The sequence below is a fragment of the Pseudomonas sp. D4-21 genome, from assembly GCF_051132125.1.
Taxonomy (GTDB): Bacteria; Pseudomonadota; Gammaproteobacteria; order Pseudomonadales; family Pseudomonadaceae; genus Aquipseudomonas.
In genome coordinates this window covers 3,897,947-3,916,150 of record NZ_CP071664.1, presented here as the reverse complement: position 1 = coordinate 3,916,150, position 18,204 = coordinate 3,897,947, and the positions used below count along the sequence as shown (strand labels likewise).

Here is an 18,204-nt window from a genome sequence, read left to right as displayed (position 1 = left end):
AGCCACCTTGGGCAACTTCTGCATCCGTTGGATGTATGCCGCAATCTCCTGCTCCGCCGCCTCACGAGTTTCGAACGGACCTTCCTGGGTGCCTTCGCGCGTATTGAAATAAAATTCGCCATTTACCCGGCAGATCCGGTCACTTCGGAATACTGTCTTGGGGGCGTCTGTATCGTTTGCGCGCGTTCCTGGCATTTCGGGTCTCCATGGGGGCTGCGTGGTTGTCTCAATTGAGCATATGTGGTGTCGCAGGTTTGCGCCTGTCCAGCCGATCGACGGCTAGCGACCCGTACAATTGCGTCGGCGCCAAATGCCCGATTGTGCCTGTGCCACCGATCGATCCGAGCCTAGAATGGGCGTTCATATCGAGGGCTTCGAGGGTTGCATGCACATATCGTCCGGTCGCTGGGTCTACGGGCTTCTTCTGGCTTTGTTGACCGCCCTGTTGTGGGGAATCCTGCCGATCAAGCTCAAGCAAGTGCTGCAAGTGATGGATCCGGTGACGGTGACCTGGTTTCGGCTGACGGTGTCCGGCGGGTTGCTCTTCGTGTACCTGGCGGCGACACGGCGCCTGCCCAGCCGCAAGGTGCTCGGCCCGCGTGGCGGCTGGCTGGTGGTGATGGCGGTGTTGGGGCTGGTGGGTAACTACGTTCTGTACCTGATGGGCCTGAACCGCTTGAGTCCCGGTACGGCGCAACTGGTGGTGCAGATGGGGCCGATCATGCTGCTGGTCGCCAGTCTGTTTGTATTCAAGGAGCGTTTCAGCGTGGGGCAGGGCATTGGCCTGCTGGTGTTGCTGATTGGTTTTGCGCTGTTCTTCAACCAGCGTCTCACCGAGTTGCTGACGTCGTTGAGCGACTACACCGCCGGGGTCTTGCTGGTGCTGTCTGCGTCGACGGTCTGGACGTTTTATGCCCTGGGCCAGAAGCAACTGCTGACGGTCTGGAATTCATTGCAAGTGATGATGGTGATCTACCTGTTCTGCGCGTTGTTGCTCACGCCTTGGGTTCATCCGCTGGAGGCGTTGCAACTGACCCCATTGCAGGGCTGGCTGTTGCTCGCCTGTTGCCTCAACACGTTGATCGCTTATGGTGCGTTTGCCGAGGCGCTGGCCCATTGGGAAGCCTCGCGGGTCAGCGCGACCCTGGCGATCACGCCGCTGGTGACGTTCGCCGCCGTGGCGATGGCCGCCTGGTGGTGGCCCGAGTATGTCCATGCCGAACAGATCAATGTTTTGGGGTATGGCGGGGCGGTGTTGGTCGTGCTGGGGTCCGCGCTGGTGGCGTTGGGACCATCGCTCATCGCCGGGCTCAGGGCCCGGCGCGAGCGTTTGGCGGTGGGTCGCTAGATCGCTGAGGGAGCGTATGTGGGTGTCATGTATGGTGATGTCGAGCCTGCTGGCGCCATCGCGAGCAGGCTCGCTCCCACATGGGTTCGTCTGTGGACTCGACATCAAGGCCCACACCGGCCCCTGTGGGAGCGAGCCTGCTCGCGATGGCGGCCTTCAGGACAACAAACTCAACCCTGCCCACCGGCCTCCAGCATGTTCTCCGGCCGGACCCAGGCCTCGAACTCCTCATCGGTCAGGTACCCCAGCTGCAACGCGGCCTCCCGCAGGGTCAGCCCCTCGCTGTAGGCTTTCTTGGCGATTTCCGCCGACTTGTCGTAGCCGATGTGCGGGTTCAGCGCCGTCACTAGCATCAATCCGCGTTCCAGGTGCGCCGCCATCTGCTCGGCATCCGGTTCGAGGCCGGCGATGCAATGCTGTTGGAAGTTGCTGCAGCCATCGGCCAGCAGGCGGATCGATTGCAGCAGGTTGTGGATGATCACCGGCTTGAACACGTTCAGCTGCAAGTGACCCTGGCTGGCGGCGAAACCGATGGCCACGTCGTTGCCCAGGACTTGGCAGGCGAGCATCGACAAGGCTTCGCACTGGGTCGGGTTGACCTTGCCAGGCATGATGGAACTGCCCGGCTCGTTGGCCGGCAATTTCACCTCGGCAAACCCCGCTCGCGGCCCGGAACCCAGCAGGCGAAGGTCGTTGGCGATTTTCATCAGGGTCACGGCCAGGGTCTTCAGCGCGCCGGACAATGTGGTCAGCGGCTCATGGCCCGCCAGCGCAGCGAACTTGTTCGGCGCGGTAACGAAGGGCAAGCCGGACAGCGCCGCCAACTCAGCGGCAATCGCTTCGCCAAAACCATGGGGGGAATTGAGCCCTGTGCCCACCGCCGTGCCGCCCTGGGCCAGCTCGCAGACGGCCGGCAAGGCGGCGCGGATCGCTCGTTCGGCATAATCGAGTTGGGCGATGAACGCGGACAGTTCCTGGCCGAACGTGATCGGCGTGGCGTCCATCATGTGGGTACGGCCGGTCTTGACCAGCTTCATATGGCGCGCCGCCAGTTCCGCGAGACCACCCGACAACTCGCTGATGGCCGGCAGCAATTGCTGGTAGACGGCTTGGGCGGCGGCGATGTGCATCGCGGTGGGGAAGCAGTCGTTGGAACTCTGGGAACGGTTGACGTGGTCGTTGGGGTGAACCGGGCTCTTGCCGCCTCGCGGGTTGCCCGCCAGCTCATTGGCGCGCCCGGCGATGACCTCGTTGACGTTCATGTTGCTCTGGGTCCCGCTGCCGGTCTGCCAGACCACCAGAGGAAACTGGTCGTCATGCTGGCCGGCCAGCACCTCGTCGGCGGCCTGCTCTATCAGGCGGGCGATGTCGGCGGGCAGGTCACCGTTGCGGTCGTTGACCCGCGCGGCGGCTTTTTTGACCAGCGCCAAAGCGTGCAACACCGACAGCGGCATGCGTTCGTTGCCGATGGCAAAGTTGATCATGGAGCGCTGTGTCTGTGCGCCCCAATAGGCTTCATCCGGGACTTCAACCTGGCCAAGGCTGTCGGTTTCAATACGGCTCATCGGGTCAAACTCCTGTAGGTCTGAATGCGCAGTTTAGGCCCTGGTGGGCGCCAGCGGTTCCCTCAATCACCCCTCAATCTAGGGGCGCGCGGTTCTGTCCGTCAATCGGCCCCGCCAAGGGTCGGGGTTGAGCCCCGGCGTTTATTAGGCGCAGAATGGTCGCCCTTGGGGTTTTACCTCGCCTGTTAGAAAAGGAAACTCGATGACCCGTCTTCGTGCCATCTGTACCGCCGTTGCTCTGGTGTGTGCCAGCGGCCCTGTCTTCGCCGATACCGCCAGCCACAACGCCAGTGCCGAAGCGTTCCTGACCCTGGCGCATGCCGACAAGCTGGGTACCCCCGTCTACATGCAAGTACAGCAGATGTTTGCCCAGCGCTTCGAGCAGACCAAAGCTCCCGAGTCGAAAAAGGCCACGCTGGAGACCTACCAGGCCAAGGCCAATGCCGCGCTGGACCAGGCCATCGGCTGGAACAAGCTCAAGCCGGACATGGTCAAGCTCTACACCAGCAACTTCAGCGAATCGGAGCTCAAGGAACTGGTGTCCTTCTATCAGTCTCCCCTGGGCAAGAAAGTCCTGGAAAAAATGCCCCAGCTGACCCAGCAATCGGCGCAACTGACCCAGGCCAAGCTGGAAAGCGCGGTGCCGGTGGTCAACAAGCTGCTGGCGGACATGACCGCCGAGCTCGAGCCGAAAGCCGCTGCCCCGGCCAAGAAAAAGCCATAAGCGGAGCCCCGGCATGAGCATGCAACAACGCATTGAATCGACCCTTGGGCTTCTGCAGCCCGAGCACTTGCAAGTGCTGGACGAAAGCCACATGCACAGCCGTGGGTTGCAGACCCACTTCAAGGCGGTCGTGGTCAGCCGACAGTTCGAGGGGCTCAATCGGGTCAAGCGTCACCAGATGGTCTACGGCACGCTGGGCGAATTGATGGGCGAATTCCATGCACTGGCGCTGCACACCTACACGCCGCAAGAATGGGCCCAGATCGACGCGGCCCCGGCTTCGCCGACCTGTGCCGGAGGCAGCAAGCACTGATTGTCATGGGTGAAGTAGCTCGTTGTGGCGAGGGGATTCATCCCCGCTGGCCTGCGAAGCAGGCCCATCCGGAAGGAAGCCTGGCGCCTGCTTCGCAGCCGAGCGGGGATAAATCCCCTCGCCACAGGGCAGTGTCCGGCCGTGCAATTGCAGCCCTGCAATACATATGTTTTTGCTAGAATCCGCACCGCGCCGCTTACCCGGCGCGTTTTTTTTCGCATCCGGTTCACCCTTTGCGAGGGTAGCCACCTGGAGAAATACCCATGACACCACCCATTGTCGTGGCGGCACTGTATAAGTTCGTCACCCTGGAAGATTACGTCGAGCTGCGCGAGCCCCTGCTCAAGGCGATGCTCGACAACGGCATCAAAGGCACGTTGTTGATCGCCGAAGAAGGCATCAACGGCACCGTTTCCGGCACCCGCGAAGGGATTGACGGATTGATGGCCTGGCTCAAGAACGACCCGCGCATGGATGATATCGACCACAAGGAGTCGTACTGCGACGAGCAGCCGTTCTACCGCACCAAGGTCAAGCTCAAGAAAGAAATCGTCACCCTCGGCGTCGACGGCGTGGACCCGAACAAGCAGGTTGGCACCTATGTCGAGCCGCAAGACTGGAACGCCTTGATCAGCGATCCGGAAGTCCTGCTGATCGACACGCGCAATGACTACGAAGTGGCCATCGGCACCTTCGAAGGCGCCATCGATCCCAAGACCACCAGCTTCCGAGAGTTCCCCGACTACATCAAAGCCCACTTCGACCCAACCCGGCACAAGAAAGTGGCGATGTTCTGCACCGGTGGCATTCGTTGTGAAAAAGCGTCGAGCTATATGCTTGGCCAAGGTTTCGACGAGGTCTATCACCTCAAGGGCGGCATCCTGAAATACCTTGAAGAGGTGCCCCAGGAAGAAACCAAATGGCGCGGCGACTGCTTTGTATTCGATAACCGCGTGACCGTGCGCCACGATCTCAGCGAAGGCGACTACGATCAATGTCATGCATGCCGTACGCCGGTGAGCGTTGAAGATCGCGCCTCCGAGCACTACGTGCCCGGGATCAGTTGCCCGCACTGCTGGGACAAGCTGAGCGAGAAGACCCGCCGCAGCGCCATCGACCGGCAAAAGCAGATCGAACTGGCCAAGGCCCGCAACATGCCGCACCCGATCGGCTACAACTACAAGCAAACACCTTCCGAGGCTTGAGCCATGGCGTCGCGCCTGCTGTATGTGATGGACCCGATGTGTTCCTGGTGCTGGGGCTTCGCGCCGGTGGCCGAGGCGTTGGCCGAGCAGGCGCAGGCCGCGGGCGTGGAATTGCACCTGGTGGTGGGCGGCTTGCGCACTGGCAGCGGTTCGGCCTTGGAGCCGACGACTCGGCGCTACATCTTGGAACACTGGCAGGCGGTCACCCAGGCCACCGGCCAGCCGTTCAAGCTCGAGGGTGCGCTACCGGACGGTTTTGTCTACGACACCGAGCCCGCTTGCCGCGCGCTGGTGACGGCCCGCAGCCTGGCGCCGGACATGGCCTGGACGCTGATGAAGCTGATCCAGCGGGCTTTTTATGCACAGGGTCGCGACGTGACCCACGCCAGCGTCCTGGTGGAACTGGCGGAGCAGGCCGGGCTGCCTCGCATCGAGTTTGCCGCCGCCTTCGATCGCGCCGATCAACATGCCGCCACGGCCGCTGACTTCACTTGGGTACAAGACCTGGGCATCGCCGGATTCCCCACGCTGCTGGCCGAACGGGACGGCCAATTGGCCTTGCTGACCAACGGCTACCAACCTTTGGATCAGTTGGCCCCGCTGCTGGGCCGCTGGTTGGAGCGCGCGGCCTGTGCCTGACCTGCCCGGTGATGGCGTATCCGCCACGCGGCGCATCGATCGGTTGAGCTGGGCGGAAATCCGTCGCCTGGCCCTCAAGCACAAAAAAGCCCTGTGGATCGCCAACGGCGTTGCCGTGCTGGCGACGCTGTGCAGCGTACCCATCCCGTTGTTGCTGCCGTTGCTCGTGGACGAAGTCTTGCTGGGTCATGGCGACGCGGCATTGAAGGTCATGAATCATGCGCTGCCGGCGGCCTGGCAGAGTGCGGCCGGCTACATTGGGTTGATGCTGCTCGTGACGTTGGCACTGCGTTGCGGCGCATTGCTGTTCAACGTCTTGCAGGCCCGTTTATTCGCCAGCCTGGCCAAGGACATCGTCTATCGCATCCGTATCCGGCTGATTGAACGCCTCAAACGCATTTCCCTCGGCGAATACGAAAGCCTGGGCAGCGGCACCGTGACCACCCATCTGGTCACCGACCTGGACACCCTGGACAAGTTCGTCGGCGAAACCCTTAGCCGGTTCCTGGTGGCCATGCTGACCCTGGTGGGCACCGCCGGGATCCTGATGTGCATGCACTGGAAGCTGGCGCTGCTGATCCTGTTGTTCAATCCGTTGGTGATCTACGCCACGGTGCAACTGGGCAAGCGGGTCAAGCACCTGAAGAAGCTGGAAAACGACAGCACCTCGCGTTTCACCCAGGCGCTGACTGAAACCCTGGATGCCATCCAGGAAGTACGCGCCGGTAACCGCCAGGGATTTTTCCTCGGACGATTGGGGATCCGTGCCCGGGATGTCCGGGACTACGCGGTGAATTCACAATGGAAAACCGACGCCTCGAACCGTGCCAGTGGCCTGCTGTTCCAGTTCGGCATCGACATTTTCCGCGCCGCGGCCATGCTCACCGTGTTGTTTTCGGACCTGTCCGTGGGCCAGATGCTCGCGGTGTTCAGCTACTTGTGGTTCATGATTGGCCCAGTCGAGCAACTGCTGAACCTGCAATACGCCTATTACGCGGCGTCCGGCGCCTTGAATCGCATCAACGAATTGCTGGCCCGCGCCGATGAGCCTCAGTACGACGGTGGCGTCGACCCATTCAAAGGGCGGGACACGGTAGGCATCGACATTCAGGGGCTCAGTTTTGGCTACGGCGAGGAGCGGGTGCTCGATCAGATGAACCTGTCCATCTCGCCGGGGGAAAAGGTCGCAATCGTCGGGGCCAGCGGTGGCGGAAAAAGCACCCTGGTGCAACTGCTGTTGGGGCTCTATACGCCACAGGCCGGCAGTATTCGGTTCGGGGGCGCGAGCCAACAGGAAATCGGCCTGGAAACCATCCGGGAAAATGTCGCGGTGGTGCTTCAGCACCCCGCGCTGTTCAACGACACGGTGCGGGCCAATTTGTCCATGGGTCGCGACTGCAGCGATGAGGATTGCTGGCGAGCACTGGCGATCGCCCAGCTCGAATCGACAGTGCGGGCGCTGCCCATGGGGCTGGAGAGTGTTGTGGGTCGATCCGGGGTGAGGTTGTCGGGCGGGCAGCGTCAGCGACTGGCGATTGCGCGCATGGTCCTGGCCGATCCCCGGGTGGTGATTCTCGATGAAGCCACATCGGCGCTGGACGCCGCCACCGAATATAACCTGCACCAGGCATTGGCGAAGTTCCTGCACGGGCGCACCACCTTGATCATCGCCCACCGATTATCGGCGGTGAAACAGGCCGACCGGGTATTGGTATTCGACGGCGGGCAAATCGCCGAAGACGGTGACCATCTGCAACTGATTGCCGAGGGTGGTTTGTACGCTCGACTCTATGGTCACTTGCAACAAATACAGCGACCTTGAGTTTCCTTTGCTTTTCTGTGCTTAGTATCGGAAAAAAATCAGCCAGAGCCCCCGATTCGTCCGAATCTCCACCCCAAGCCAAGCGATCCCGTGATCCATTCGTTCGAAGGATCGAAAACTAGCCTAGGCTGTGGAATCTGGAGCGGAATTCTCGCGGGTGCTCATTGGCAATGCTTGTGCAAGGGACCTCATGAAGCAAAAGCGGACTCTCGGAACGCCACGATTGTTGGGCATTGTCTGGCCCTTTATTGCCGTTGTGCTATTTCAAGCATTGCTTGGCGGCGTCAGCCTGTATGTCTTGTCTGCGGTACGCGGATATGTGGCGGGGGAAAGTCTTTGGTCCAAGGGCCAGAAAGACGCCATTTATTACCTCAATTTGTATGCCGACAGCCGTGACGAATCGATTTTCCGCAAATACCAACAGGCCATCGCCGTGCCTGAGGGCGGCCATGACCTTCGCGTGGCCCTCGACCGCCAACCGCCGGACCTGGAAGCGGCGCGGGCCGGGATCCTCCAGGGCGGGAATCATCCGGACGACGTTTCCAGCCTGATCTGGCTGTACCTCAACTTTCGCCACTTCAGTTACCTGGAAGAAGCCATCGACCTCTGGACAGTGGGCGATGGCTACCTCACCGAGCTGGATAATGTCGCGCGACAAATGCACCGCAGCATCACGGCGGGGGAGGTGACGGAAAACGACGTGCGAGGCTGGAAAGCGCAGATTTTCGCGATCAACGATTCGGTGACGCCGGCCGCCAAGGCTTTCAGCGATGCGCTGGGCGAGGGGTCGCGGTTCATCCTGCGCCTGTTGCTCGTGACCAACTTCGCCACGGCCCTGGGGCTGATCGTGCTGGCGCTGTTGCGCACGCATAAATTGCTGGCCCAGCGACAAGTCTTCGCCAACGCGCTGCAGTTAGAGAAGGAGCGGGCGCAGATCACCCTGCAATCGATCGGCGACGGGGTGATCACCACCGACGTTGAAGGCGCCATTGCCTACATGAACCCCGCGGCCGAAGCGATGACGCACTGGAAAGCCGAGCATGCGGCGGGGCTGCCCCTGGCGGCGCTGTTCAATCTGCTCGACGACAATGCCCAGACCGAGGGGCTGACATTGATCGAGCATATCCTCAGCGGGCGGCTTGGCGGCGGCAGCGAACATTCCAAGCTGATCCAGAGGCTGGACGGCAGTACCGTGTCGGTCACGCTGGTCGGTGCGCCGATCCGCCACTCGGGCAAGGTCAGCGGCGCGGTGCTGGTGTTGCACGACATGACCCAGGAGCGGCAGTACATCGCCAACCTGTCCTGGCAGGCCACGCACGATGCATTGACCGGCCTGGCGAACCGTCGCGAATTCGAATACCGCCTCGAACAGGCCCTGCATAACCTCACTCGGCAAGTGGGCCGCCACGCCTTGATGTTTCTCGACCTGGATCAGTTCAAGCTGGTCAACGACACGTGCGGTCATGCCGCGGGTGACGAGTTGCTGCGCCATATTTGCGCGCTGCTGCAATCGGGGTTGCGGGAAAACGATACATTGGCCCGGCTGGGCGGGGATGAGTTCGGCATCTTGTTGGAAAACTGTTCGCCGGACGCGGCGGAAAAAATTGCCGAAGGTCTGCGCCAGACCGTACAGAACCTGCATTTTGTATGGAAAGGTCGGCCATTCGTGACCACCGTGAGCATTGGCCTCGTGCACATCGCCCAGAGTCCGACCACGCTGGAGGCGTCCCTGCGGGCCGCGGACATGGCGTGCTACATGGCCAAGGAAAAAGGGCGCAACCGGGTCCAGGTCTACCATGCCGACGATTCGGAACTGTCCCTGCGTTTCGGCGAGATGGCCTGGGTCCAGCGCCTGCATATGGCCCTGGAAGAAAATCGCTTCTGTCTCTACGCCCAGGAAATTGCCGCATTGGGTCCCGGTGACCATGGCGGCGGTCACATTGAAATCCTGTTGCGCCTGCATGACGAGGCGGGCCGGATGATCCTGCCGGACAGTTTCATCCCGGCGGCGGAACGTTATGGCCTGATGACTTCGCTGGACCGTTGGGTAGTGGAGAATGTTTTCAGGATCATTCGCCAGTGCCTGAACGAATCAAGGCGGGGTCCGTTGGCAATGTGTGCGATTAATCTGTCAGGCACGACTATAGGAGATCAGGCATTCCTGGACTTCCTGCGTAAACAGTTTGAGACGTACGCCATCCCACCAGAAATGATTTGTTTTGAAATTACCGAGACCAGTGCAATTTCCAATCTGGGCAGTGCGATCCGCTTTATCAATGAACTCAAAGGCTTGGGTTGTTACTTTTCCCTGGATGACTTTTGTGCCGGAATGTCTTCATTCGCTTACTTGAAACATTTACCTGTAGACTTCCTGAAGATCGATGGGAGTTTCGTAAAGGATATGCTGGACGACCCGATTAACCGGGCAATGGTCGAAGTGATCAATCATATCGGCCACGTCATGGGTAAGCGTACGATTGCCGAGTTCGTAGAAACGGTACAGATCGAACAGGCATTGCTTGAGATTGGCGTGGATTACGCTCAGGGGTATGTTATCGAGCGTCCACAAATGTTTACCTGTGACACATTGCAGTGCAGGCCGGCCAGGCCCCAGCCGTTGTTATTCAAGGCCCCCGGCACGTTCCGCTGAAACTCTTGTTGGTCCGCAAAAAATCACAATCAAAAGGAGCCCGACAGTGATCGACACATTCAACCGAACAGGCCCGCTCATGGACGCTAGTAGCTATCCGAAATGGGCACAGCAGCTCATTACAGATTGCAGCGAGAGCAAGCGCCGGGTTGTCGAACACGAGCTGTATCAACGCATGCGTGACAACAAGCTCAGCGCCAAGACCATGCGCCACTACCTCATTGGTGGTTGGCCGGTCGTTGAACAGTTCGCTTTATACATGGCACAGAATCTCACCAAGACCCGCTTTGCCCGCCACCCTGGCGAGGACATGGCGCGTCGCTGGCTGATGCGCAACATTCGTGTCGAACTCAATCACGCCGACTACTGGGTGAACTGGAGCGCCGCCCATGGTGTGACGCTCGAGGATCTCCAGGCACAGCAGGTGCCGCCCGAGCTGCACGCACTGAGCCATTGGTGCTGGCACACCAGCTCGGCGGACTCGCTGATCGTGGCGATCGCGGCGACCAACTACGCCATCGAGGGCGCGACCGGGGAATGGTCGGCGCTGGTCTGCTCCAATGGCGTCTACGCATCGGCCTTCGCCGAGGAAGACCGCAAGCGGGCCATGAAATGGCTGAAGATGCATGCCCAGTATGACGATGCCCACCCTTGGGAAGCGCTGGAAATCATCTGCACACTGGCGGGCATGAACCCGAGCAAGGCGCTGCAGGTGGAGCTGCGGCAGGCCGTTTGCAAGAGCTACGACTACATGTATCTGTTCCTGGAACGATGCATGCAGCTGGAGCAATCGGGCGTAGCCGAGAAGACCCCGCCCAGCCGCGAGCGCCTGGCGTTGGCGGGTAGCTGATACCCGATAGCTTGACCCACCTGTGGGAGCGGGCTTGCTCGCGAAAGCGGTCTGAACCGTCAACCTTGTGTTGAATGTTCCGGCCCCTTCGCGAGCAAGCTCGCTCCCACAATGGTTTTGTGGGGATCGAAAATCTGATGTACACCGCCAATCCCCTGTGGGAGCGACCTTGCTCGCGATGGCGGTCTGGCAGTTAATCTTGCGTTGGCAGACCCGGCCCCTTCGCGAGCAGGCTCGCTCCCACAGTGGTTTTGTGGGGATCGAAAATCTGATGTGCACCGCCAATCCCCTGTGGGAGCGACCTTGCTCGCGATGGCGGGCTGGCAGTTAACCTTGCGTTGGCAGGCCCGGCCCCTTCGCGAGCAGGCTCGCTCCCACAGTGGCTTTGTGGTGAGTGAAGATCTTATGTACACCGCCAATCCCTTGTGGGAGCGAGCCTGCTCGCGATGGCGGTCTGGCAGTTAACCTTGCGTTGGCAGGCCCGGCCCCTTCGCGAGCAAGCTCGCTCCCACAGTGGTTTTGTGGGGATCGAAAATCTGATGTACACCGCCAATCCCCTGTGGGAGCGAGCCTGCTCGCGATGACGGTCTGGCAGTTAACCTTGCGTTGGCAGGCCCGGCCCCTTCGCGAGCAGGCTCGCTGCCACAGTGGTTTTGTGGGGATCGAAAATCTGATGTACACCGCCAATCCCTTGTGGGAGCGAGCTTGCTCGCGATGGCGGGCTGGCCGTTAACCTTGCGTTGGCAGGCCCGGCCCCTTCGCGAGCAGGCTCGCTCCCACAGTGGTTTTGTGGTGAGTGAAGATCTTATCTACACCGCCAATCCCTTGTGGGAGCGAGCCTGCTCGCGATGGCGGTCTGGCAGTTAATCTTGCGTTGGCAGGCCCGGCCCCTTCGCGAGCAGGCTCGCTGCCACAGTGGTTTTGTGGTGAGTGAAGATCTTATGTACACCGCCAATCCCTTGTGGGAGCGAGCCTGCTCGCGATGGCGGTCTGGCAGTTAACCTGAGTTGGCAGACCCGGCCCCTTCGCGAGCAGGCTCGCTCCCACAGTGGTTTTGTGGTGAGTGAAGATCTTATGTACACCGCCAATCCCTTGTGGGAGCGAGCTTGCTCGCGATGGCGGGCTGGCTGTTGACCTTGTGTTGGCAGGCCCGGCCCCTTCGCGAGCAGGCTCGCTCCCACAGTGGCTTTGTGGTGAGTGAAGATCTTATGTACACCGCCAATCCCTTGTGGGAGCGAGCTTGCTCGCGATAGCGGTCTGGCAGTTAACCTTGCGTTGGCAGGCCCGGTCCCTTCGCGAGCAGGCTCGCTCCCACAGTGGCTTTGTGGTGAGTGAAGATCTTATGTACACCGCCAATCCCCTGTGGGAGCGAGCCTGCTCGCGATGGCGGGCTGGCTGTTGACCTTGTGTTGGCAGGCCCGGCCCCTTCGCGAGCAGGCTCGCTCCCACAGTGGCTTTGTGGTGAGTGAAGATCTTATGTACACCGCCAATCCCTTGTGGGAGCGAGCTTGCTCGCGACGGCGGGCTGGCAGTTAACCTTGCGTTGGCAGGTCCGACCCCTTCGCGAGCAGGCTCGCTCCCACAGTGGTTTTGTGGTGAGTGAAGATCTTATGCACACCGCCAATCCCTTGTGGGAGCGAGCCTGCTCGCGATGGCGGTCTGGCAGTTAACCTTGCGTTGGCAGGCCCGGCCCCTTCGCGAGCAGGCTCGCTCCCACAGTGGTTTTGTGGTGAGTGAAGATCTTATGTACACCGCCAATCCCTTGTGGGAGCGAGCTTGCTCGCGATGGCGGTCTGGCAGTTAATCTTGTATTGGCAGACCCGGCCCCTTCGCGAGCAGGCTCGCTGCCACAGTGGTTTTGTGGTGAGTGAAGATCCTATGTACACCGCCAATCCCCTGTGGGAGCGAGCTTGCTCGCGATGGCGGGCTGGCAGTTAATCTTGCGTTGGCAGACCCGGCCCCTTCGCGAGCAGGCTCGCTCCCACAGTGGCTTTGTGGTGAGTGAGGATCTTATGTACACCGCCAATCCCCTGTGGGAGCGAGCCTGCTCGCGATGGCGGTGTGTCGGCGTCAAGCAGTTGGGGCTTCAGCCCGCCATCGTCAACCGGTTTCTGCCCTCGCGCTTTGCTACATACAGCGCACTGTCGGCTCGGCGCAAGAGGCTTTCGGCCGACTCGCCCGGCAGCAATGTCGCGCAGCCGAGGCTGACGGTCAGTTCAATCCTTGTCCCGCCGGCGAAATAATCCTGGGTCTGGGCGGCATAACGCAGCCGTTCGCCGACCATGGCCGCGGCATCCCGGCTGGTGTTGGCCAGCAGGATCAGGAACTCTTCCCCGCCAAACCGGAACACCATGTCGACATTGCGCAGATGGCTTTTGATCGAGTCAGCGACGGCCCTGAGCACTTCATCGCCGACACCATGCCCATGGGTGTCGTTGATCCGCTTGAAATGATCGATGTCCAGCATCAACAGCGACAGTGGCTGCATGTGGCGCCGGGCCATGTCGATCTCACGTTCCAGCGTCTGGTCCATCGCGATGCGGTTGCCGGTGCCGGTCAGCGGATCGCGTAGGGCGCTTTGGGTGGCGGCGCGGTAGAGCAAGGCGTTGCGCAGCGGAAAAAACAGCGAAGACAGTGTCGATTCCAGATCGCTCTGTTCCGACTCGGTAAAGCGCTGATTGCGGCGGAACACCAGCTCACCCAGATGTTCGCCCTCATGGCTGAGGTTGTAGCTGAGGTTGTGGTGTCCGCGTTGGCCGAATTCCATACGCAGGTCGCTGGGCTTGTGCTGATACGCCAGCGCGTCCAAGGGCACCAGCCGTTGCACTTCGCGGAAGAACAAGCCAAGGATCCGTTGCGGTTCCAGGCTGGTCTGCAACTGTTGACCAAGTTGTTGGCGCAGCTGGGACAGGCTGACGGGCCGCGCCACGAGTGGAGACGGCTGGGCCAGGCCCAGGCGCTGCAACTTGGCGCTATCAAAGTCGATCGCGTTGGTCTGTGTGGGCGTTTTCATATGGCGTGAGCCCCTGAACTTTATCGATCCTGACCGGCGGGGGTGAGGTGGCCCTAGGCTACGCGTCGTACTGATCCATCAGTCCCGAAGGACACTGAGTTGAGTTTAGTCCGCTTTATCTGGCAGGCATAAACCCTTCGCAATGTTCGCTACTCGCCGGACACGGCGTGTTTAAAAGGGTTAGAGCGAAACTCGTGCCATTCAGTTCACCTTGATAAAAACCACTATTGAATCAAGGCGTTGATGACTGACGGTGGTCGTAATGCGAGCAAGCGGCGGCAACGGCTTGGCGTTTCGGTTGGGTGGCGCATCGAGGAAGGGTGCGTCGCGACGGTAAACCGCCGCGACGCGGATGGCTGTCACTGCGCGTTGAGCGCCTGGCCATTGACGCCCTGGCTGTCAGGTCCCATGAGGTACAGGTAGACCGGCATGATTTCTTCGGGTGTCGGATTGTTGAGCGGATTTTCTCCCGGGTAGGCCTGGGCCCGCATGCTGGTGCGGGTGGCGCCGGGATTGATGCTGTTGGAACGCACTGGCGCTACGGTGTCGACTTCGTCAGCGAGAGTTTGCATCAGCCCCTCGGTGGCGAACTTGGACACGCCATAAGCGCCCCAATACGCCCGGCCTTTGCGTCCGACGCTGCTGGAAGTGAACACCACGGAGGCATCCCTGGACAATTTGAGCAGCGGCAACAACGTGCTGGTGAGCATGAACATGGCGTTGACGTTCACTTGCATCACGCGCATGAAATTCTCGCCGGAAAGCTGCTCCAGCGGCGTGCGCGGACCAATGATCGAGGCGTTGTGCAGCAGCCCGTCGAGGTGACCGAACTCGGCCTCGATCATGGCGGCCAGCTCATCGTATTGATGGGGCAGGGCAGTTTCGAGGTTGAAGGGAATCACCGCTGGTTGCGGATGGCCGGCCGCTTCGATTTCGTCATAGACCTGGGTCAGGTTGGCCTCGGTCTTGCCCAGCAACAGCACGGTGGCGCCATGGGCGGCATAAGCCTTGGCGGCAGCGGCGCCGATCCCGCGGCCGGCGCCGGTGACGAGAATGATGCGGCCTTCGAGCAGGTCGGGGCGGGCGGAGTAATCAAACATAAAGAAACCTCACGAAACAAAACAATGCGTCAGTGGTGCGCAGTTGTGGCGAGGGGATTTATCGAAACGTCGCACCGCCCCTCTGGGTTCGGTTTGATGTACTGCGGTGGCAGTTATATTTTTGGGGACGCTGCGCACCCCAGCGGGGATAAATCCCCTCGCCACAGCAAGCTCCCTCGCCACAAGAGCGGGCCTCAGATCAGCAACTGCACAACGCGTTATCCAGCACTTCACGCAGGGCCAGGGGATGGTCGATCACCACATCCGCGCCCCAGTGCTTGGGATTGTCGTCTGGATGGATATAGCCATAAGTGACCGCACAGGTCTTGGTGCCAGCGCCGCGGCCCGACTCGATATCGCGTAGGTCATCCCCCACGAACAGCACGCTGGCCGGGTCCAGGTCGAGCATCTTGCAGGCCAGGGTCAACGGTTCGGGATCCGGCTTGCTGTTTTTCACATGGTCGGGGCAGATCAACACTTTCGAGCGCTCGGCCAGGCCCAGCTGCTGCATGATCGGCTCGGCAAAACGTACCGGTTTGTTGGTGACCACGCCCCAGATAAGGTTGGCCGCCTCGATGTCGGCCAGCACTTCGGCCATGCCGTCGAACAGGTGACTGTGAACCGCGCACCCTTTGAGGTAACGGTCGAGGAATTCCTGGCGCAGTTCTTCGAAGCCCGGCGATTCGGGGTCCATCGAGAACGTCGCCGCGACCATCGCCCGGGCACCGCCGGAAATTTCGTCGCGGATGTGCTGGGTGTTCATCGGCGGCAAGCCACGGTCGGCGCGCATGGCCTGGCAGATGGCGATGAAGTCGGGCGCGGTGTCGAGCAGCGTGCCGTCCATGTCGAAGAGAACCGCTTTGAGACGCATCGACTTATTCCTCGCGCAGGGTCTGGATCATGTAGTTGACGTCAACGTCGGCGGCCAGCTTGTAGTGCTTGGTCAGCGGGTTGTAGGTCAGGCCGATGATGTCCTTGACGGTCAACCCGGCCATGCGGCTCCAGGCGCCGAGCTCGGAAGGACGGATGAATTTCTTGAAGTCGTGGGTGCCACGCGGCAGCAGCTTCATGATGTATTCGGCGCCGATGATGGCGAACAGGTAGGCCTTCGGGTTGCGGTTGATCGTGGAGAAGAACACCTGGCCGCCGGGCTTGACCATCTGGAAGCAGGCGCGGATGACCGACGAAGGGTCCGGCACGTGCTCGAGCATCTCCAGGCAGGTGACCACGTCGAACTGGCCGGGCATTTCCTCGGCCAGGGCTTCGGCGGTGATCTGCCGATATTCCACGCTGACGCCGGATTCAAGCTGATGCAATTGCGCAACCGCCAGCGGCGCCTCGCCCATGTCGATGCCCATGACAGTGGCGCCACGCAGGGCCATGGCTTCGCTGAGGATGCCGCCGCCACAACCGACGTCGAGGACTTTCTTGCCCGCGAGGCTGACGCGCTCGTCGATCCAGTTGACCCGCAGCGGGTTGATGTCGTGCAGCGGTTTGAATTCGCTCTCGCGGTCCCACCAGCGATGGGCCAGGGCTTCGAACTTGGCGATTTCGGCGTGGTCGACGTTGCTCATGTGAAGATCCTCGAAAAACTTGAAAAATCAGTGACCCCGAGCCTTGGCTCAAAGGGCGTGCTATTCGTCCTGGCCGCTCACCCGCCGGCCCCAGGCCTGGGCCGTGGCAGTCAGTTGCGACTCGTCCATGCGAGTCAGGCGACCTTCCTCCAGCAATTGTTTTCCGGCCACCCACAGGTGTTTGACGCAATGCCGGCCCGTGGCGTAGATCAACTGCGAAACCGGGTCGTAGACCGGTTGTTGCGCCAGCCCGGACAGGTCGAAGGCCACCAGGTCGGCGGCCTTGCCGACTTCCAGTGAACCGACCGTCGCTTCGATGCCCAAAGCCCGGGCGCCGTTGAGCGTGGCCATGCGCAGCGCACGGTGGGCGTCCAGGGCGGTGGCCGAGCCCGCAACGGCCTTCGCCAGCAGGGCGGCGGTGCGGGTTTCGCCCAGCAGGTCCAGGTCATTGTTGCTCGCCGCACCGTCGGTGCCGACCGCGACGTTGACGCCAGCCTGCCACAGGCGCTCCACCGGGCAGAAGCCGCTGGCCAGCTTCAGATTGGACTCCGGACAATGGATCACGCTGCAGTTGTGTTCTACCAGCAGGGCCTGGTCCTCGTCGCTGACCTGGGTCATGTGCACCGCCTGGAAGCGTGGCCCCAACAGGCCAAGCCGCGCCAGTCGGGCCATCGGCCGCTCGCCGGTATTATCCACAGCCTGCTGCACTTCGAAGGCGGTTTCGTGAACATGCATGTGGATGGCCGCGTCCAGTTCTTCGGCGATCACCCGGATCTTCTCCAGGTTGTCGTCGCCCACGGTGTATGGCGCATGCGGGCCGAATGCGACTTTGATCCTCGGGTGGTGCTTGAGGTCGCCGAATAATTCGATGCCCTGACGAATGGCGTCGTCGGCGTTGGCGGCGCCGGGGATCGGAAAGTCGAGAATGGGAATGGCTATTTGCGCGCGGATGCCGCTGTTATGGACGCGGTCGCTGGCGACCTTGGGGTAGAAGTACATGTCCGAAAAGCAGGTGATGCCGCCCTGGATCTGCTCGGCGATCGCCAGGTCGGTGCCGTCGCGGACGAAATCCTCATCGACCCATTTGCCCTCGGCGGGCCAGATGTGCTGTTCGAGCCAGGTCATCAGCGGCAGGTCATCGGCCAGGCCGCGGAACAGCGTCATCGCCGCGTGACCGTGGGCGTTGACCAGGCCTGGGCTGAGCAGCATGCCGGGCAATTCGCGGACTTCAGCGGCGTCGCACCTCATGGCTTCGGCCCGTGGCCCGATGAACACGATGCAACCGTCGCGAATGCCCAGGCCATGATCCTTGAGCACGACACCGGCGGGTTCGACAGGCACCAACCAGGTCGGCAGCAATAATAAGTCGAGCGCAACGGCAGGCTTGGGCATCGTGGAACG

Annotated in this window: 14 protein-coding genes and 1 pseudogene; 8 read left to right on the top strand and 7 right to left on the bottom strand. The window is 61.2% G+C overall.

Translation table 11 applies throughout. The features are described 5' to 3' along the window. Positions 1-195 (bottom strand): annotated as a pseudogene (locus J3Q04_RS17410) (DUF6316 family protein); the annotation flags it as partial. 190 nt (positions 196-385) lie between these two features. Here J3Q04_RS17410 and J3Q04_RS17405 point away from each other — a divergent pair. Next, the gene (locus tag J3Q04_RS17405; protein WP_420767914.1) at positions 386-1,348 is read left to right on the top strand and encodes a DMT family transporter; all 963 of its coding nucleotides are present in this window, start codon (positions 386-388) and stop codon (positions 1,346-1,348) included. 170 nt (positions 1,349-1,518) lie between these two features. On the opposite strand, the gene J3Q04_RS17400 is transcribed toward J3Q04_RS17405, so the two are convergent. Then, complete coding sequence (locus tag J3Q04_RS17400) at positions 1,519-2,913, bottom strand: class II fumarate hydratase (RefSeq protein WP_030141034.1); 1,395 nt, start codon at positions 2,911-2,913, stop codon at positions 1,519-1,521. 202 nt (positions 2,914-3,115) lie between these two features. On the opposite strand from J3Q04_RS17400, the gene J3Q04_RS17395 reads away from it, so the two are divergent. The 7 genes from J3Q04_RS17395 (at position 3,116) to J3Q04_RS17365 (ending at position 11,116) form a co-directional block, all read left to right on the top strand. Continuing rightward, positions 3,116-3,637 (top strand): DUF2059 domain-containing protein, encoded by a 522-nt coding sequence (locus J3Q04_RS17395; RefSeq protein ID WP_420767909.1) that lies wholly within the window; start codon positions 3,116-3,118, stop codon positions 3,635-3,637. A gap of 13 nt (positions 3,638-3,650) precedes the next feature. Beyond that, the gene (locus J3Q04_RS17390) at positions 3,651-3,950 is read left to right on the top strand and encodes a BolA family protein (protein ID WP_420767908.1); all 300 of its coding nucleotides are present in this window, start codon (positions 3,651-3,653) and stop codon (positions 3,948-3,950) included. 263 nt (positions 3,951-4,213) lie between these two features. Then, positions 4,214-5,155, top strand: a complete 942-nt coding sequence (locus J3Q04_RS17385) for a rhodanese-related sulfurtransferase (protein ID WP_420767907.1) — start codon at positions 4,214-4,216, stop codon at positions 5,153-5,155. A gap of 36 nt (positions 5,156-5,191) precedes the next feature. Beyond that, a complete protein-coding gene (locus tag J3Q04_RS17380) occupies positions 5,192-5,794 on the top strand; it encodes a DsbA family protein (protein ID WP_434611540.1) in 603 nt (200 codons plus the stop codon). Further along, positions 5,787-7,616, top strand: a complete 1,830-nt coding sequence (locus J3Q04_RS17375; protein ID WP_434610326.1) for an ABC transporter ATP-binding protein — start codon at positions 5,787-5,789, stop codon at positions 7,614-7,616. Before J3Q04_RS17380 ends, J3Q04_RS17375 begins: the two co-directional genes overlap by 8 nt. Positions 7,617-7,806: 190 nt before the next feature. After that, positions 7,807-10,266: an EAL domain-containing protein gene (locus J3Q04_RS17370; protein WP_434610328.1), complete on the top strand. Its 2,460-nt coding sequence runs from the start codon at positions 7,807-7,809 to the stop codon at positions 10,264-10,266. Between the two features lie 79 nt (positions 10,267-10,345). After that, positions 10,346-11,116 carry a TenA family transcriptional regulator gene (locus J3Q04_RS17365; RefSeq protein ID WP_420767904.1) on the top strand — a complete coding sequence of 257 codons (771 nt, stop codon included), beginning with the start codon at positions 10,346-10,348 and terminating at the stop codon, positions 11,114-11,116. Positions 11,117-13,202: 2,086 nt separating this feature from the next. Here the strand turns inward: J3Q04_RS17365 and J3Q04_RS17360 are convergent. From J3Q04_RS17360 to J3Q04_RS17340, 5 genes are all read right to left on the bottom strand, one after another. Further along, a complete protein-coding gene (locus tag J3Q04_RS17360) occupies positions 13,203-14,129 on the bottom strand; it encodes a GGDEF domain-containing protein (RefSeq protein WP_420767781.1) in 927 nt (308 codons plus the stop codon). Between the two features lie 359 nt (positions 14,130-14,488). Beyond that, a complete protein-coding gene (locus tag J3Q04_RS17355; protein WP_434610331.1) occupies positions 14,489-15,229 on the bottom strand; it encodes a YciK family oxidoreductase in 741 nt (246 codons plus the stop codon). 199 nt (positions 15,230-15,428) lie between these two features. After that, complete coding sequence (mupP, locus tag J3Q04_RS17350) at positions 15,429-16,100, bottom strand: N-acetylmuramic acid 6-phosphate phosphatase MupP (RefSeq protein WP_420767783.1); 672 nt, start codon at positions 16,098-16,100, stop codon at positions 15,429-15,431. 4 nt (positions 16,101-16,104) lie between these two features. Then, a complete protein-coding gene (gene ubiG, locus J3Q04_RS17345; protein WP_039588851.1) occupies positions 16,105-16,803 on the bottom strand; it encodes a bifunctional 2-polyprenyl-6-hydroxyphenol methylase/3-demethylubiquinol 3-O-methyltransferase UbiG in 699 nt (232 codons plus the stop codon). A gap of 60 nt (positions 16,804-16,863) precedes the next feature. Further along, positions 16,864-18,195 carry a TRZ/ATZ family hydrolase gene (locus tag J3Q04_RS17340; protein WP_434563058.1) on the bottom strand — a complete coding sequence of 444 codons (1,332 nt, stop codon included), beginning with the start codon at positions 18,193-18,195 and terminating at the stop codon, positions 16,864-16,866. Positions 18,196-18,204 lie beyond the last annotated feature (9 nt).

Coding starts and splice junctions, on each gene's coding strand:
- J3Q04_RS17405 (WP_420767914.1), top strand. CDS start 386: ATGCACATATCGTCCGGTCGCTGGGTCTACGGGCTTCTTCTGGCTTTG.
- J3Q04_RS17400 (WP_030141034.1), bottom strand. CDS start 2,913: ATGAGCCGTATTGAAACCGACAGCCTTGGCCAGGTTGAAGTCCCGGAT.
- J3Q04_RS17395 (WP_420767909.1), top strand. CDS start 3,116: ATGACCCGTCTTCGTGCCATCTGTACCGCCGTTGCTCTGGTGTGTGCC.
- J3Q04_RS17390 (WP_420767908.1), top strand. CDS start 3,651: ATGAGCATGCAACAACGCATTGAATCGACCCTTGGGCTTCTGCAGCCC.
- J3Q04_RS17385 (WP_420767907.1), top strand. CDS start 4,214: ATGACACCACCCATTGTCGTGGCGGCACTGTATAAGTTCGTCACCCTG.
- J3Q04_RS17380 (WP_434611540.1), top strand. CDS start 5,192: ATGTGTTCCTGGTGCTGGGGCTTCGCGCCGGTGGCCGAGGCGTTGGCC.
- J3Q04_RS17370 (WP_434610328.1), top strand. CDS start 7,807: ATGAAGCAAAAGCGGACTCTCGGAACGCCACGATTGTTGGGCATTGTC.
- J3Q04_RS17365 (WP_420767904.1), top strand. CDS start 10,346: ATGGACGCTAGTAGCTATCCGAAATGGGCACAGCAGCTCATTACAGAT.
- J3Q04_RS17360 (WP_420767781.1), bottom strand. CDS start 14,129: ATGAAAACGCCCACACAGACCAACGCGATCGACTTTGATAGCGCCAAG.
- J3Q04_RS17355 (WP_434610331.1), bottom strand. CDS start 15,229: ATGTTTGATTACTCCGCCCGCCCCGACCTGCTCGAAGGCCGCATCATT.
- mupP (WP_420767783.1), bottom strand. CDS start 16,100: ATGCGTCTCAAAGCGGTTCTCTTCGACATGGACGGCACGCTGCTCGAC.
- ubiG (WP_039588851.1), bottom strand. CDS start 16,803: ATGAGCAACGTCGACCACGCCGAAATCGCCAAGTTCGAAGCCCTGGCC.
- J3Q04_RS17340 (WP_434563058.1), bottom strand. CDS start 18,195: ATGCCCAAGCCTGCCGTTGCGCTCGACTTATTATTGCTGCCGACCTGG.